The sequence below is a fragment of the Methanobrevibacter woesei genome, assembly GCF_003111605.1.
In the GTDB taxonomy this organism is placed as follows: domain Archaea; phylum Methanobacteriota; class Methanobacteria; order Methanobacteriales; family Methanobacteriaceae; genus Methanocatella; species Methanocatella woesei.
In genome coordinates this window covers 99,033-113,518 of the sequence record NZ_MZGU01000003.1, presented here as the reverse complement: position 1 = coordinate 113,518, position 14,486 = coordinate 99,033, and the positions used below count along the sequence as shown (strand labels likewise).

General features: G+C 31.1%; 15 protein-coding genes and 1 tRNA gene. 8 read left to right on the top strand and 8 right to left on the bottom strand.

What is annotated here, in order from left to right; translation table 11 throughout:
- The first annotated feature begins 40 nt into the window (after window positions 1-40).
- The 8 genes from MBBWO_RS01985 to MBBWO_RS08095 all read left to right on the top strand — a co-directional run bounded on the left by MBBWO_RS01985 (window position 41) and on the right by MBBWO_RS08095 (window position 6,890).
- Entirely contained in the window at window positions 41-526 is a 486-nt protein-coding gene (locus MBBWO_RS01985) for a V-type ATP synthase subunit K (RefSeq protein WP_116669211.1), read from the top strand.
- A 10-nt stretch (window positions 527-536) separates the two neighbouring features.
- On the top strand, window positions 537-1,160 hold the full coding sequence (locus tag MBBWO_RS01980; RefSeq protein ID WP_116669210.1) for a V-type proton ATPase subunit E: 624 nt from the start codon (window positions 537-539) through the stop codon (window positions 1,158-1,160).
- A 15-nt stretch (window positions 1,161-1,175) separates the two neighbouring features.
- Window positions 1,176-2,330, top strand: a complete 1,155-nt coding sequence (locus MBBWO_RS01975; protein ID WP_116669209.1) for a V-type ATP synthase subunit C — start codon at window positions 1,176-1,178, stop codon at window positions 2,328-2,330.
- Window positions 2,327-2,644 (top strand): V-type ATP synthase subunit F, encoded by a 318-nt coding sequence (locus MBBWO_RS01970; protein WP_116669208.1) that lies wholly within the window; start codon window positions 2,327-2,329, stop codon window positions 2,642-2,644. Before MBBWO_RS01975 ends, MBBWO_RS01970 begins: the two co-directional genes overlap by 4 nt.
- Window positions 2,641-4,395, top strand: coding sequence for an ATP synthase subunit A (locus tag MBBWO_RS01965; protein ID WP_116669207.1), 1,755 nt, complete (start codon window positions 2,641-2,643; stop codon window positions 4,393-4,395). Before MBBWO_RS01970 ends, MBBWO_RS01965 begins: the two co-directional genes overlap by 4 nt.
- A 2-nt stretch (window positions 4,396-4,397) precedes the next feature.
- Window positions 4,398-5,777, top strand: coding sequence for a V-type ATP synthase subunit B (locus MBBWO_RS01960; RefSeq protein ID WP_116669206.1), 1,380 nt, complete (start codon window positions 4,398-4,400; stop codon window positions 5,775-5,777).
- A 34-nt stretch (window positions 5,778-5,811) separates the two neighbouring features.
- The gene (locus tag MBBWO_RS01955; RefSeq protein WP_116669205.1) at window positions 5,812-6,492 is read left to right on the top strand and encodes a V-type ATP synthase subunit D; all 681 of its coding nucleotides are present in this window, start codon (window positions 5,812-5,814) and stop codon (window positions 6,490-6,492) included.
- A gap of 248 nt (window positions 6,493-6,740) precedes the next feature.
- The gene (locus tag MBBWO_RS08095) at window positions 6,741-6,890 is read left to right on the top strand and encodes a hypothetical protein (RefSeq protein ID WP_165807913.1); all 150 of its coding nucleotides are present in this window, start codon (window positions 6,741-6,743) and stop codon (window positions 6,888-6,890) included.
- Here the strand turns inward: MBBWO_RS08095 and MBBWO_RS01950 are convergent.
- The 8 genes from MBBWO_RS01950 to dnaG all read right to left on the bottom strand — a co-directional run bounded on the left by MBBWO_RS01950 (window position 6,887) and on the right by dnaG (window position 14,031).
- Window positions 6,887-8,062, bottom strand: a complete 1,176-nt coding sequence (locus tag MBBWO_RS01950) for an ATP-grasp domain-containing protein (RefSeq protein ID WP_116669204.1) — start codon at window positions 8,060-8,062, stop codon at window positions 6,887-6,889. The two genes, MBBWO_RS08095 and MBBWO_RS01950, sit on opposite strands and share 4 nt — an antisense overlap.
- A gap of 57 nt (window positions 8,063-8,119) precedes the next feature.
- Window positions 8,120-8,191 (bottom strand) — tRNA-Gln (locus MBBWO_RS01945).
- 64 nt (window positions 8,192-8,255) lie between these two features.
- Entirely contained in the window at window positions 8,256-8,654 is a 399-nt protein-coding gene (locus MBBWO_RS01940; RefSeq protein WP_116669203.1) for a DUF1284 domain-containing protein, read from the bottom strand.
- 33 nt (window positions 8,655-8,687) lie between these two features.
- Window positions 8,688-9,293, bottom strand: a complete 606-nt coding sequence (locus MBBWO_RS01935) for a biotin transporter BioY (protein WP_116669294.1) — start codon at window positions 9,291-9,293, stop codon at window positions 8,688-8,690.
- Window positions 9,294-9,386: 93 nt separating this feature from the next.
- Window positions 9,387-10,127 (bottom strand): type 1 glutamine amidotransferase, encoded by a 741-nt coding sequence (locus MBBWO_RS01930; protein WP_207771572.1) that lies wholly within the window; start codon window positions 10,125-10,127, stop codon window positions 9,387-9,389.
- On the bottom strand, window positions 10,124-11,455 hold the full coding sequence (locus MBBWO_RS01925) for a Mur ligase family protein (protein WP_116669201.1): 1,332 nt from the start codon (window positions 11,453-11,455) through the stop codon (window positions 10,124-10,126). The genes MBBWO_RS01930 and MBBWO_RS01925 overlap by 4 nt, the downstream gene beginning before the upstream one ends.
- A 314-nt stretch (window positions 11,456-11,769) precedes the next feature.
- Complete coding sequence (gene xerA / locus MBBWO_RS01920) at window positions 11,770-12,747, bottom strand: site-specific tyrosine recombinase/integron integrase (RefSeq protein ID WP_116669200.1); 978 nt, start codon at window positions 12,745-12,747, stop codon at window positions 11,770-11,772.
- 54 nt (window positions 12,748-12,801) lie between these two features.
- On the bottom strand, window positions 12,802-14,031 hold the full coding sequence (dnaG, locus tag MBBWO_RS01915; protein WP_116669199.1) for a DNA primase DnaG: 1,230 nt from the start codon (window positions 14,029-14,031) through the stop codon (window positions 12,802-12,804).
- Window positions 14,032-14,486: the final 455 nt, after the last annotated feature.

Genomic DNA, 14,486 nt, shown 5'->3' with positions numbered 1-14,486 from the left:
TAATTAAAATTAACATTTATTCAAAAAAGGTGAATTAAATATGGTAGAAATTGCTTTAGGTACTGCTTTAGCAGCTATTGGTGCTGGAGTAGCAATTGGTTTCGCTGGATTAGGTTCTGGTTTAGGTCAAGGTATGGCAGCAGCTGGTGCAGTAGGAGCTGTTGCTGAAGATAATGACATGTTTGCTAGAGGTATTATTTTCTCCGCATTAACAGAAACTCAGGCTATTTACGGTTTCTTGATTGCGATCTTATTATTAGTATTCTCTGGTTTATTAGGTGGAGGCGAAGGTCTTTCCACAACCGCTGGTGTTGTAGCTATTGGTGTAGGTGCATCCATCGGTTTCGCTGGTTTAGGTTCCGGTATGGGACAAGGTATCGTAGCTTCTTCATCTGTAGGTGCAATTGTAGAAGACAAAGATATGTTTGCTAGAGGTATTATTTTCTCTGCATTACCAGAGACTCAGGCTATTTACGGTTTCTTGATTGCTATCTTACTTATGGTATTCGGTGGAATATTAGCTTAGGAGGCATTCTATGAGCTCAGGCACTGATAAAATTATATCAAGCATTATGTCTGAAGCCCAGGAGAAAGCTGATAGTATCATTCAAGATGCACAAGTAGAAGTAAATCAAATTAATGATAAAGCTACAAAAGATGCAGAATCTGAAAAAAATAAAATTTTAGATAATGGTAAAAAACAATCTGATATGAGATATCAGCAAATTATTTCCGAAGCTAAGATGAATGCTCGTAGGGCAGAATTAGAAGCTAAAGAAGAAGTTATTGATCTTGCTTTCGAAAAAGCAACTGAAGAATTAACTGAAAAAGCTTCCTCTGATGACAAACAATATGTTGACTCTTTACTTGGTATGATAAAAGAAGCTGCATGTGAAATGGGCGGTGGAGACCTTATCGTACAAATGAAAGAAGAAGATATTGCTAAAGTTCAAGGTAAAATAAGTTCAGTAGCTGCAGATATTGCTAGTGCAACTGGTATAAGTACCACATTAGCTATGGGTGATTCTATTAACACCATAGGTGGAGCTATACTCAAAACTCAAAGTGGAGATATTGAAATTAATAATACCATTGAAGCTAGATTAGATAGATTCAAAAAAGTATTACGTAGTGAAGTTGCTAATGTGTTATTTAACTAATAGGGAGGATAAATTATGGCTGATGAAATTGCTGCACTTATAAGTTCAATTGGACTTCCTACTGAAGCCGTTATTGTTCTTTGTATTATGGCAGTTATTATTGTAGGTGCGATTGTTGTAATCATTACATCAAGACCAATATTGGACATTTATCCTTATCTTAATCCTAGTGCTAGAGTAAGAGCAAGAAAGGGAAGACTTTTCGATGAAAAACAAATTGGAGAACTTGTTGACTCCAATGATATTGTTGAAGTTGAAAACTATCTTAAAGGTTCCCCTGACTATGCAGATGCTTTAGAAGATTATCCATTAGATAAAGCTTTAGATGTTAAAGGTGCAGAAACCTACGACTTCGTTGCAAGACTCGCTCCTAAAGAAGTAAAAGACTCTTTTGTTGTAATGGCTAAAAAAACTGATATTAACAACATTAAAAGTCTTATTATTGCTAAGGATATGGGTTTAGGTGTTGATGAAACTAGAGATTTATTAATCCCTTATGGATCTTTATATGAAACAATTAATTCTTTAGCTGATTCAGACAACATCACTGATATTGTTGCAGGTTTAGACACCACAGAATATGCTTCTGCTTTAGAAGATGCTCTTCCAAAATATGAAGATACTGGTATGATTCTTCCATTTGAAGCAGCATTAGATAACTACTATTTAGATCGTTTGTTAGGCTCTTCAGATGTTCCAGCTGATGAAAATAGACAAATCATCTATTCCTATGTTGGAACTAAAGTAGATGTAGCTAATTTAAAATTAATTATTAGGGCTAAAGAAGATGGATTAAATTACGAAGCAATTAGTCCTTATATCTTAGAAAAAGGATATCAATTACGTGATTGGAAACTCAAAGACTTAATGGAATCTAATGATGTTGCAGGTGTAATATCTGGTTTAGAAGGTACTAAATATGCTGAAGTTTTAGTGGATGCACTTTCACAATACAATGATGATGGCTCTGTAGCTATTTTCGAAAGAACTTTAGATATTTACTTAGCAGAACATGCTAAAACCTTAGCTAACAAAAAACCATTAGGTGTAGGTCCAATTATTGGATATTTAAGTCAAAAAGAAACTGAAATTAAAAATTTAAAAATTATTGCAAGAGCAAAAAGAGAAATGGGATTCCCTACTTCTAAAATCATGGAGATGTTAATATGAGTTCAGTAGCTGTTATTGGAGATATTGATACCGTTACCGGTTTTAGACTTGGTGGAGTCAAAAGAACTGAAGTTGTTAAATCAGCTGAAGAAACTACTATTGCTTTTGACAAACTTTTAGATGAAGAAGTTTCTATTATTATAATTACTCAAGTATTAGCTAATGAAATTAGAGAACATATTAATAGAAAAATAGGTTCTAATGTATTGCCAATGATAATTGAAATACCTGATAAAGACGGGTCCTCTGAAGGATCATCTGATCAAATGGCAGATCTTATTAAAAGAGTTATTGGGGTAGAGATGGTTAAATGATTATTGAAGGAAAAATTATTAAAATTGCTGGGCCTGTTATTATCGCAGATGGTATGAGAGGAACCCAGATGCACGAAATGGTTAAAGTAGGTGACGACCAGCTCATTGGAGAAATTATTGAGCTCGAAGGTGACACTGCAACCATTCAAGTTTATGAAGAAACAGCTGGTATTCAACCAGGTGAGATAGTTGAAAGTACTGGTGGTCCATTATCCGTAGAACTTGGTCCTGGTGTAATGGGATCCATTTTCGATGGTATTCAAAGACCTTTAGAGTTAATCAGAGCACAATCTGGTGACTTCATTGCAAGAGGTGTAGATGCACCTTCTGTAGATAAAGAGAAAAAATGGGCTTTCAAACCAGTAGCAAAAGTTGGTCAAGTTGTTAAAGGTGGAGACGTTCTTGGTGAAGTACAAGAAACCTCTTCTGTAGTACAAAAAATCTTAGTACCACCTACCATGGAAGGTACTTTAAAAAGTTTAGTTTCTGAAGGCGAATATACTATCGTTGAAGATATTGCTGAAATCGAAACTGAAAAAGGAGATGAAAAAGTTCAAATGCTCCAAAAATGGCCTGTAAGGAAAGCACGTCCTTATGCTCAAAAATTAGACCTAGATGTACCATTAGTCACTGGTCAAAGAGCACAAGATACTTTCTTCTCAGTAGCTAAAGGAGGAGCAGCAGCTATTCCTGGTCCTTTCGGATCCGGTAAAACTGTTACCCAACAACAATTAGCTAAATGGGCAGATGCAGATATTGTTATCTACATTGGATGTGGTGAACGTGGTAACGAAATGACTGAAGTACTTACTGAATTCCCATACCTTGAAGACCCAAAAACTGGTAATCCTTTAATGGATAGGACTGTTCTTATTGCAAACACTTCCAACATGCCAGTAGCTGCTCGTGAAGCATGTGTATACACTGGAATTACTATTGCAGAGTTCTACCGTGACCAAGGTTACGATGTAGCACTTATGGCAGATTCAACTTCCAGATGGGCTGAAGCTATGAGGGAGATTTCCGGTAGGCTCGAAGAGATGCCAGGGGAAGAAGGTTATCCTGCTTACTTAGCATCTAGATTAGCTCAATTCTACGAAAGAGCTGGAAGAGTAGACACTATTGGAACTGACCCTAAAGTTGCTTCAATTACTGTAGTCGGTGCTGTATCACCTCCTGGTGGGGACTTATCTGAACCAGTTACTCAAAACACCTTACGTATTTGTAAAGTGTTCTGGGCATTAGATGCATCACTTGCAGATAAACGTCACTTCCCTTCAATTGATTGGTTACAAAGTTATTCATTATACATTGATAGTATTGAAGGCTGGTGGCATGAAAACATTGCAGAAGATTGGAGAGCTGTTCGTGATGAAGCAATGGTTTTATTACAAAAAGAATCAGAACTTCAAGAAATTGTACAATTAGTTGGTCCAGATGCATTACCAGAAACTGATCAAGCTACTTTAGAAACTACTCGTATGTTAAGAGAAGATTTCTTACAACAAAATGCATTTGATGACATTGATACTTATTGTGCACCATTGAAACAATATAAAATGTTAAAAACCATTCTTTTATTCCAAAAAGAAGCTCAAGCAGCTATTGCAAAAGGAACTCCAATTCAAAACTTAACTTCTTTACCTGTTAAAGAAGAAATTGGTAAAATGAAATTTGTACCACAAGATGAATTTGACGCTAAAGTTGAATCCATCCAAGCAGATATTATTAAACAATGCAGTGAGGCTTAAAAATGAACACAAATATTAAAACTAAAGAATATACTACAGTTTCTGAAGTCTCAGGTCCTTTAATGGTTGTTGAAGGTGTAGAAGGTGTTGGGTACAATGAAATTGTAGATATCGAAACTCCTGATGGTGAAAAAAGAAGTGGACAAGTTCTTGAAGTAACCAAAGATATTGCAGTTATTCAAGTATTCGAAGGAACCAGTGACTTAAACACTAAAAACACCAAAGCTAGATTTACCGGTGAAACTGCTAAAATCGGTGTATCTAGAGACATGATGGGACGTATGTTTAATGGTATTGGTAAACCTATTGACGGTGGACCTGAAATCATTGCAGATGAAGAATTAGATATTAACGGAAGTCCAATGAACCCAGCTTCTCGTGAATTCCCTGAAGAATTTATTCAAACTGGTATCTCTACCATTGACGGAATGAACACTTTAGTAAGGGGACAAAAACTTCCTATTTTCTCAGGATCTGGTTTACCTCACAACGATTTAGCTGCTCAAATTGCTAGACAAGCTAAAGTGCTTGGTGATGACTCTGAATTTGCAGTAATCTTTGCTGCTATGGGTATTACTCACGAAGAAGCAAACTTCTTTATGAGAGATTTCGAAAGAACTGGAGCTCTTGAAAAAGTAACTGTATTCATGAACTTAGCAGATGACCCAGCTATTGAAAGGATTTTAACTCCTAAAATGGCTTTAACTACTGCTGAATACTTTGCATTCACCTTAGGTATGCAAGTATTAGTTATCTTAACTGATATGACTAACTACTGTGAAGCATTAAGGGAAATTTCCGCAGCTAGGGACGAAGTACCTGGTAGAAGAGGTTACCCTGGATACATGTATACTGACCTTGCAGGTATTTATGAACGTGCAGGACGTATTGAAGGTAAAGAAGGTTCAATTACTCAAATGCCTATCTTAGTTATGCCTCAAGACGATATTACTCACCCAATTCCTGACTTAACCGGATATATTACTGAAGGACAAATTGTATTAAGTAAAGATATCCACAGGAAAGGTATCTACCCACCTGTAGATGTACTTCCATCATTATCTCGTTTAATGAGTGGTGGTATTGGTGAAGGTAAAACTCGTGAAGACCACAGTGGTGTATCTGACCAACTTTACTCAGCATATGCTGAAGGTCGTGAATTAAGAGATTTAGTTGCTGTAGTAGGGGAAGAAGCTCTTACCGAAAGGGACCAAAAATTCTTAGAATTTGCTGAAGCATTTGAAAACCAATTCATTACTCAAAGTAAAGATGAAAATAGATCCATTTTTGAGACTTTAACTATTGGTTGGGACTTACTTAAAATCTTACCTAAGACTGAACTTAAACGTGTTAAAGATGAATTTATTGAAGAATATCTTTAAGTGTAATTTCATTACATGTAATGAAGGTGATTAAATGGCACAAGACATATTAGATGGAGTAAATCCAACAAGGATGGAATTACTCAATCTTAAAGATAGAACTAAACTTGCAATTAAAGGACATGGTTTACTTAAAGAAAAAAGAGATGCTTTAATTAAAGAGTTTTTTGATATCTTAGATCGTGTTAAAGGTATTCGTGAAAATGCAGAAAGGAGCTTAAGAGAAGCAAACGAAGCTTTAGTCGAAGCTCAAATTGCTATGGGTGACTTAGCTGTAAGGAAAGCATCTTTAGCAGTTAAAGAATCTATTGATGTAGATATTACTTCAAGAAGTATTATGGGTGTAACTGTACCTATTACTGATGTTAAAGTAGAAGAAAGAACTATTATTGACAGAGGTTACGGTTTCACAGATACCACAATACAATTAGATGAAGCTGCAAAAAAATTCGAAGAATCAGTAAAATTCTTAATTGAACTTGGTGAAGTAGAAAAAACTATTTTCTTACTAGCTGAGGAAATTGAGTCTACTAAACGTAGAGTAAATGCTTTAGAGCATATTATGATTCCAAGATTTGAAAACACTGAAAAATACATTGATATGAGACTTCAAGAAATGGAAAGAGAAAACTTTGTAAGATTGAAAATGATTAGATCTACTATTGAGAAAAATAAAGAAGCTGAAAATGAAGTTGCTGAAGTTGACAGTAACTAATCTCTCTTCTTTTTCTCAACTTTCATTTTCATTTTAATTCTCTTTGAAGTATCTCTATTGAAAATCTTTTCTATAATGAAAGATTTTTAATTTTTATTTTTTTAATTAACTTAAAATTAGAATGTTTTATTTAAAAATAGTGTTATTTTTTTAGTTACTGGAATATTATTTTTCTTTTACTAGAATGAGATTAACTATTTACTGTAATCAATTATTATTTATTTAATATAAAATTAGGGAGTTTAAAAATGCGTCGTAATCCTATAGATGAATTTATGAAAGATCCTGATAATAAAGCAAGATTATTTGTTTGGATTACAAAAGCTATGATTGTTGTAACCTTTATGATAACAATTGGTTTTATTTTGTTTATTATACACTTACTTGGCGTATTTTAATTGAGTTTATCAATTATTTCATTAGTCTTTTTAATTTTTTCATTTAATTTATCAAAATCTTTATCTTTTTCTATTATTGTTAAAAGAGGTTCTTCTTTTTCTGTTATGGTTCCAACATATGGAGTATCGTAGATATTGTTTAATTCTAGTTTTTTATATTTAATAGCTGTTGGAGCATAAATTATTTTTTTATAGCTATAATATTCTGCTTTTCCTATTTCTATTAATTCATTTTGGCATGCTTTGATATGTGCTTCAAGCATATTTATTCCAAGTGCCTGCTGGCAGCATTCATAGGTTCCTTGTAGCCTTGGATTTACTTCAATTACATATAATCCTTTATCATTTAAGATAAAATCAATACCATTGGATCCAATTAATCTGAACTTTCTTATTAACTCTTCAGAGATTTCTTTCATTTCATTTAATAATTCATTAATTGGTTTATTAATTTTTGTTAAGATTGATTTTTCATCTAAAGGCAATATGTTTCCCACATACTTGAAGTTATTTTCTCCAAAGTCTCTTGAGGTTAATAATCTGCTGTTGATTATATTTTTTGCTTTATTTTTTATTCCTAAAACGGATGAGCTTAAAGTTACACCATCAACATATTCTTGAACTATCCAATCACAATCACTACTGTTTTCTTCAAAATTCAATTCATTATCTAAAAGATTTGTATCATACCCTCCAGATCCTATGTTGGGTTTTATAATATATTGTTTATCTTGTGAACTTTTTTGAATTTTAATAGCTTCATCTATATCTTTCACATAAAAAGTTTCAGGAGTTAAAAATTCCTCTTTTATTTCTTTGTAAAACTTGTATTTGTTTTCAACTTTTTCAATATCTAAATTTCCTAAAATCTTTTTTTGGTACTTCTGATATTTTCCTGTAAAATCACTAGCTAAAACACCTGAAATTGGAATTATATAGTCTACAATATCCAGATATTCTTCAGATTCCTCTAACAGTTTTAATGGATTGTACTCTTTATCAAATTCTCCAGTTGACTCATTTTCAGTTTCATGTAAAATAGATTTTGAATTTTTAATTGTTGGAAAATCAGATGTTGAAAAATAGCTTGTTGAAAAAACTTCGTAATTAAGTTTTAGAGCTGAATTTACCATGCTACGAGTATTTATCCCTATAAGTAATAATTTATCCATAAAATCAGCTACAAAAGGATGTTAATAGAAATAATAAATTAAAAATAGTAATAAAAGTAGTCCCGAGCGGAGTCGAACCGCCGTCTCCGGGTCCAAAGCCTAGAAGGATTGCCACTACCCTACGGGACTATCTGATGTGTTGTCACTTTTGCAGTACAACATTCTATATATCTTTATTATCTTATATTTATATTTATCGATTATTTTCTAATTTTTTAACAAAAAGACATTGCTCCCACCAGGAACAATTTAGGCAGGATTCTTCCACAGATTCCAATGTATTAAAAATTTGTGAAATTTCATTAAATAGATCCACTGAATTATAAGTTTTATCTGAGTCTATTTTTGATAAAACAACATTATCCATAGCTATTATTTTGTCATTGTTTTTATCATCAATGCATTTGTTATCAACTAAGTTTGGACATGCTTTACATATGTCATCTGGAGAGTTTACAACTTTAATGTAAGTATCTTCCAATTTTCTTAGTCTATTAATTTCACACATATTTTCAACAAAGTCTTCATCATAGCCATATCCTTGAAAACCCTGTAAGCATAGTAAATGATGACCTCTTAATTTAAGTTTCATATTAATCAAAAAAAGTAAAATAAAGAATAATAATTATTCTTTTGGTAAAAATACTTTAGATACAGCAGAAGCGCCTAATACTTTTACTATATCTCCTATAATAAATGGAACAAATCCCATTATTAATAATTCAGGAATTCCTAATAATGCACCTTGAGTTACATAAGACCAAATAGCTAATCCAGCTAATCCTGGAATGTAAATTAATGCAAAGTTAGCTATTCCAATAACTACACTCATTTTTCTAAAATTACGTGCATCTGCATATTTTTCACTTATATATCCAATAAAGTATGATGCAATTAAGAATCCAATTAGATATCCACCAGTAGATCCTAAAAGAGCTTCAAGACCTCCAGTCATACCACCAAACCATGGGATAAATGCAACACCAAGAATGATATATAATAATTGGCTTAAAACTCCGTATTTTTTACCAAGTACTAATCCTGCTGTTAAAACCGCGAAAGTTTGAGCAGTTACTGGTACTGGAGTCCAAGGAAGTGGAATTATTATCTGAGCCATTATTCCTGTAAAACAAGCCATTAATAATGACATTAAAATTTTAGTAGCAGTATTTGTATTTTGTATTCTTTCAAATACATTTTTTCTTGCTATATAATAATCATTAAAATTAATGTTCATATTTGCCTCCTCCATAATTATAATAGCTTTAATTTATTTGTTGTTAATATTATAAAATATTTACTTTTATTGTTAATTAAAGGCTATTTATTTATTTTCAAGTAGGCGATTAACTATTTTTTTATGAGCATTAAGTTCAATGGTATCATCAAGTGGTTTGAGAGTGTCTATGTCATATTTTCTTTTTAGAGCTTCAGAAATAAGTTTATCAGTAATATGGGGATTTTTAGGTAATAATGGGCCATGTAGGTAGGTTCCAATAAAATTTTTATAAACTAATCCTTCTTTTCCATCTTCATTGTTGTTTCCAAAACCTACTTTTACCTCTCCTAAGGTGTCATAGTCATGATAGGTACGTCCACCATGGTTTTCAAATCCTACGATTGTTTCAGGGTTTAAGCCAAGGTTGTTTTCAAGGACAATATTGCTAATAAATCTGTCTTTTTCACTGATTGTTTCAATATCTAATAATTCAAGACAAGGAATTTTATTTTTATTGGCATCTAAATAGAGGTTTCCAAACATTTGATAGCTTCCACAAATAGTTAATATTACTCCATTATCATCAATAAACTCTTGAAGTTCATTTCTTTGATTTAAGAGATGCTGTGAAACAATACTTTGACCGTAATCAGATCCTCCACCAATTAAGATAATGTCTGTATTTTCAACATCAAGATTAATATCTTTATCTTTTGTAAATCTTGTAATATTGGTGTTTATGTCTCTCCATTCACATCTCTGTTTCAATGTTTGTAAATTTCCAATATCTCCATATACATTAAGAATATCGGAGTACATATCAATAATATGAAGTTCCATAGCTATTTGCCCCCTGTTTTACTTACTAATATTTTTCTAGCTTCTGGCATAGCTGTAAATGTTCCAATTATATATTTTTGCGGACTTTCTTCACTTAAAATATCATCAATTGGTTTTTCAATATCTGTTTCATCTTCTGAATGAGATATCACTAATTTTTCTTCTGGAAAACCTTCATATTTTAGTCTTAAAGCCACTTCTTCTGCTCTAGTTCCAACGCAATAAAATTTATTTAAATTTGGAATATTAAGAACTTCATTAAAGTCAGCATCCCATATCCAGGAAATATCTCTTCCATCTGGAGCATAATCATTTAATATGAACATAACTTCTTTACTTTTGTCATTGTAACTGATTGTATGGAAAACTTCTGTTAGTCCAATAGGATTTTTGGATAATCCCAATACAACATCTTTTTCACCATACTGGAAGTTTTCCATTCTTCCTCTTTTATATTCCATTTTCCCAATTTCATTTTTAATGATATTCCAGTCAATTCCTTCCTCACGAGCAAGAGCAATTGAAGATAATGCATTGTAAAGATTGTAAAGACCTAAAATGTTCAATCTGATTTTTTCACCATTAACTACAAAGTCATAACCCTCATTGTCAACTTCAATATCAGAAATTACATATCTAGCTTCAGGGCTTTTTACATCACAGTTTTCACAGTAAAATTTACCGATATTTCCATAATTGATGTATTCATAGTTTAAACGTTTTCCACATTTTGGACAGAAAACTGATTCTTCAACATTTATGCTGTCTTGAGAGATTTTTGTTTTATTCTGACTGTAATAAATCTTTTCATTAGGCAAGTCATTGAAATACATGCTTGAAGGGTCATCAGCATTTAAAATAAGCTTTGTTTCAGGGTCAGTTATTGAATCATGAACTAACATGATGGTATTTTCAACTTCACCATATCTGTCAAGCTGATCTCTGAAGAAGTTTGTAATGATTAAGTAATCTGGTGTTAAATTTTCAGATACTTCTGGAACAGAACCTTCATCAACTTCAAAAATACCATATTGGAAGTTTTTCCTTGAATTTAATATTAATGGAGTAGCTACTCCTTGTATCATATTGGATCCAGTTAAATTAGAAATAACTGGGTAAGGTTCATCAAAAATTTGATTGGATATGTTATTGGTTGTTGTTTTTCCATTTGTTCCTGTGATAAAAACAATTTTCTCACAGTTCTTTCCTAATTTCTCCAAAATATTTTTGTCAATGGATAATGCAATCTTTCCAGGTAATGCAGTTCCATTTTCTCCTTTTAATCTTGCTAGGTTATATCCTAGTTTACCTGCAAGTATTGATAATCTTTTCATGTTTTCACGTTATAGTATTAATATTGGTTAATTGTTTATATCTTATGTTTATTTTTATGGTTTATAATTTATTATTTTCATATAAAATAATTTAAAAAATATAATAAATTGTAATTATTTTATTAGTTAATCTTTTTTTTTAATAAAAATCTAAAATATTTACTTCATTTTATAATTCAAGCTATTTATATTTTTACTTTTAAATAAATGTAATGAATGTATCTTTAATTAATTAAAAATAGTTTTTTATACATTCAGTTTTTTAATTTTTTTATAAATTTTATTTGATATTTGTCAGATTTGATTGTGTTTCTTTACATTCTAGCTTGGTCGTAAACTTTTTTAACAGTTTCCATATCTACGCTGGTATAAATCTGTGTGGTTGATAGGCTTGCATGGCCTAATAATTGTTGGATAACTCTAATATCCACACCATGTTTTAGTAAATGAGTTGCATAGGAATGGCGCAATACATGAGGAGTTACTTTTTTCTTTATTCCTGCTTCATTCCCATATTTTTTAATCATATTCTGGATATAACGTGGAGTTAAAGGTTCTCCTTTTCTGTTAACTATTAAATATTCGCTTGTTTGAGGTCTTTTTTCTAAATATTTCATCATCATATCTTTTGCATTATTATCAAATAGTGCAATTCTATCTTTGTCCCCTTTTCCTCTAATTAACATTGTTCTTTCATCAAAATCAATATCTTTAATAGCTAATTTTGTGAGTTCTGAAATCCTCAATCCAGAGGAATATAAAACAGTTAATATTAACTTATCTCTTAGTTTTGTAAGTTTTCTATTTTCATTATCTTCTTCTTCCCATTGAATAGATTCTATTAAATCATGAACTTCTTTTTCGTTTAATGATTTTGGAAGAGATTTTGTTCTTTTAGGAGTTCCAACTTCCTCTAAAAAGTAAATCTGATTAAATTCTAAGAATTTTTTAATTACAACAGTCACTAGATAAATGTAATTTTGACTTACCTGTTTATCTCTTTTTAAATGTTGAATATAGCGTTTAAAAGATCTAAGAAATTCTCTTTCAGTATATAGATTTTTTTCTTTTTGTAAATATTCATAAAAAGTACGTATGACTGAAGTGTATGTTTTTAATGTATTTTGAGAGTAGTTCCTGATTTCTAATTCCACTAGATAATCTTCAATCATTTCATCAAAATCATAGATGTCTAAAATAGGAACTTTTTCACCATGTTCATTGGTTATATGTTTTTTTAAATTATATTCTTGGTTTGATGTATTGGGTCTTGTTCTTAGGTAATTATCCATCAGTAACACCAATAATGCTAATTTAAAATAAAAAAAGAAGGTTAATGGATATGATTAATCCATTGTTATTATTTTTACATTATCTGGCTTTTTAACAATATTCATTGATTTGAAAGCAACAAGGTTTTCAATACCTTTGAGAGAACATACATCAACTAATCTTTGACTTATAACTCCATCAAAGATAACAGTTTTTGCAGGTTCATCTATATTTTTAAGTTCTTCATAGATTTCTTCTACTTTAACTTCTTTTGTCACATTTAGAGCTTCATCTAAAATAGCTCCAGTACCTTCACCTTCAATTTCTTTAAGCATATCTTTCATTAAAGTAGTTTCATCATCTTCAATAGGAACTTCAATTTCTTCTTCTATAATAGGTTTTTCAACTTCATCATGTCTGTGATGGTGATGATGTTGTTTATTGGATTTTTTTCCTCTGTTTTGAAGAATGTTATGGGTAGCTAAGAACTGTTCAGTTGGAACTTTATCTCTTAAAGCTATTAAGACTTCATCTTTTTCTAAATCTTCAACTTCTTTTCCTTTTGGTGCACGGGTAATGTAGTCAACATCACCTATTTGAAGAAGCTCTTTTAAGATTAATTCTCCGCCACGATCTCCATCAACAAATGCAGTGGTGGTTCTTTTTTTACTTAATTCTCCAATAGAGTGAGGTACACTAACTCCTTCTACTGCTACAGTATTTTTAATACCATATTTTAATAAGTTTAAAACATCTGAACGTCCTTCTACTACAATAATTGCATCAGATGTGTGGATGCTAGGACCTGCAGGTAATCTGTCTTCACCATATTCAGAGATTTCATGAATTCTCATAGCCTCTCTTACTTCTTCAATCATTTTCATACTAGCTGGTCCAACGCTTTCAATCATGCTTTTGTAGATTTCTTTTGCACGATTTACAACTTGTTCTCTTTTTACAGCTCTTACATCTTCAACCTTAATCGTATGAATTTCAGCTTCACAAGGTCCTACACGGTTAATTGTTTCTAAAGATGCTGCAAGAATGGCAGTTTCTACTCTATCTAAACTAGATGGAATTACGATTTCTCCTTTTGCTCTTCCGCTGTTGGAGTGAATCATAACTTGAATTCTACCAATTCTTCCAGTTCTTTGAAGTTCTCTTAAATCTAAATCATTACTTAATAAACCTTCAGTTTGTCCAAATACAGCACCGACAACATCAGGTTTTTCTACTATACCATTAGCATTAATTTGTGCATGAATTAAATATTTTGTAGTTGTTAATTCTTCTCCTTTTCCCATTTTTTAAGCCTCCTGAGCTTAATTGTTTTCGGGATAATTTATTTTTCTAAAAATCACTTTATTGTTATTTTTAGGCAATAATAAAATAATAATTGCATAAATTATACGATAATTAATATAATAAATACTAATATAGACTAAAAAGAGTTATTTTATTCATAAAAATTTCATTGCTAAGATGGTTATTTCAATTTATTTCAGTTAATTTTATCTAAATCTTATATATTTATTTAAAATCTCTAAATCAAATTCATATTATTTATTTTCTTGTTTTTACTTCTTAGCTCCTTTATTTTTTTATGAATGATAATTAAATAAGAATAATTAATAATTTAAACTCTATTAAAGTAAATATAAGTATCTTTAATTCTACATTATTTATTTTTGAATAAACTTATATATAAACGTGTATATTTGAATTTTTATTTTTAAATGGTTCAGTTTTTTCACATGAA

Coding starts and splice junctions, on each gene's coding strand:
- xerA (WP_116669200.1), bottom strand. CDS start 12,747: ATGGATAATTACCTAAGAACAAGACCCAATACATCAAACCAAGAATAT.
- MBBWO_RS01970 (WP_116669208.1), top strand. CDS start 2,327: ATGAGTTCAGTAGCTGTTATTGGAGATATTGATACCGTTACCGGTTTT.
- MBBWO_RS01965 (WP_116669207.1), top strand. CDS start 2,641: ATGATTATTGAAGGAAAAATTATTAAAATTGCTGGGCCTGTTATTATC.
- MBBWO_RS01955 (WP_116669205.1), top strand. CDS start 5,812: ATGGCACAAGACATATTAGATGGAGTAAATCCAACAAGGATGGAATTA.
- MBBWO_RS01975 (WP_116669209.1), top strand. CDS start 1,176: ATGGCTGATGAAATTGCTGCACTTATAAGTTCAATTGGACTTCCTACT.
- MBBWO_RS08095 (WP_165807913.1), top strand. CDS start 6,741: ATGCGTCGTAATCCTATAGATGAATTTATGAAAGATCCTGATAATAAA.
- MBBWO_RS01980 (WP_116669210.1), top strand. CDS start 537: ATGAGCTCAGGCACTGATAAAATTATATCAAGCATTATGTCTGAAGCC.
- MBBWO_RS01925 (WP_116669201.1), bottom strand. CDS start 11,455: ATGAAAAGATTATCAATACTTGCAGGTAAACTAGGATATAACCTAGCA.
- MBBWO_RS01950 (WP_116669204.1), bottom strand. CDS start 8,062: ATGGATAAATTATTACTTATAGGGATAAATACTCGTAGCATGGTAAAT.
- MBBWO_RS01940 (WP_116669203.1), bottom strand. CDS start 8,654: ATGAAACTTAAATTAAGAGGTCATCATTTACTATGCTTACAGGGTTTT.
- MBBWO_RS01960 (WP_116669206.1), top strand. CDS start 4,398: ATGAACACAAATATTAAAACTAAAGAATATACTACAGTTTCTGAAGTC.
- MBBWO_RS01985 (WP_116669211.1), top strand. CDS start 41: ATGGTAGAAATTGCTTTAGGTACTGCTTTAGCAGCTATTGGTGCTGGA.
- dnaG (WP_116669199.1), bottom strand. CDS start 14,031: ATGGGAAAAGGAGAAGAATTAACAACTACAAAATATTTAATTCATGCA.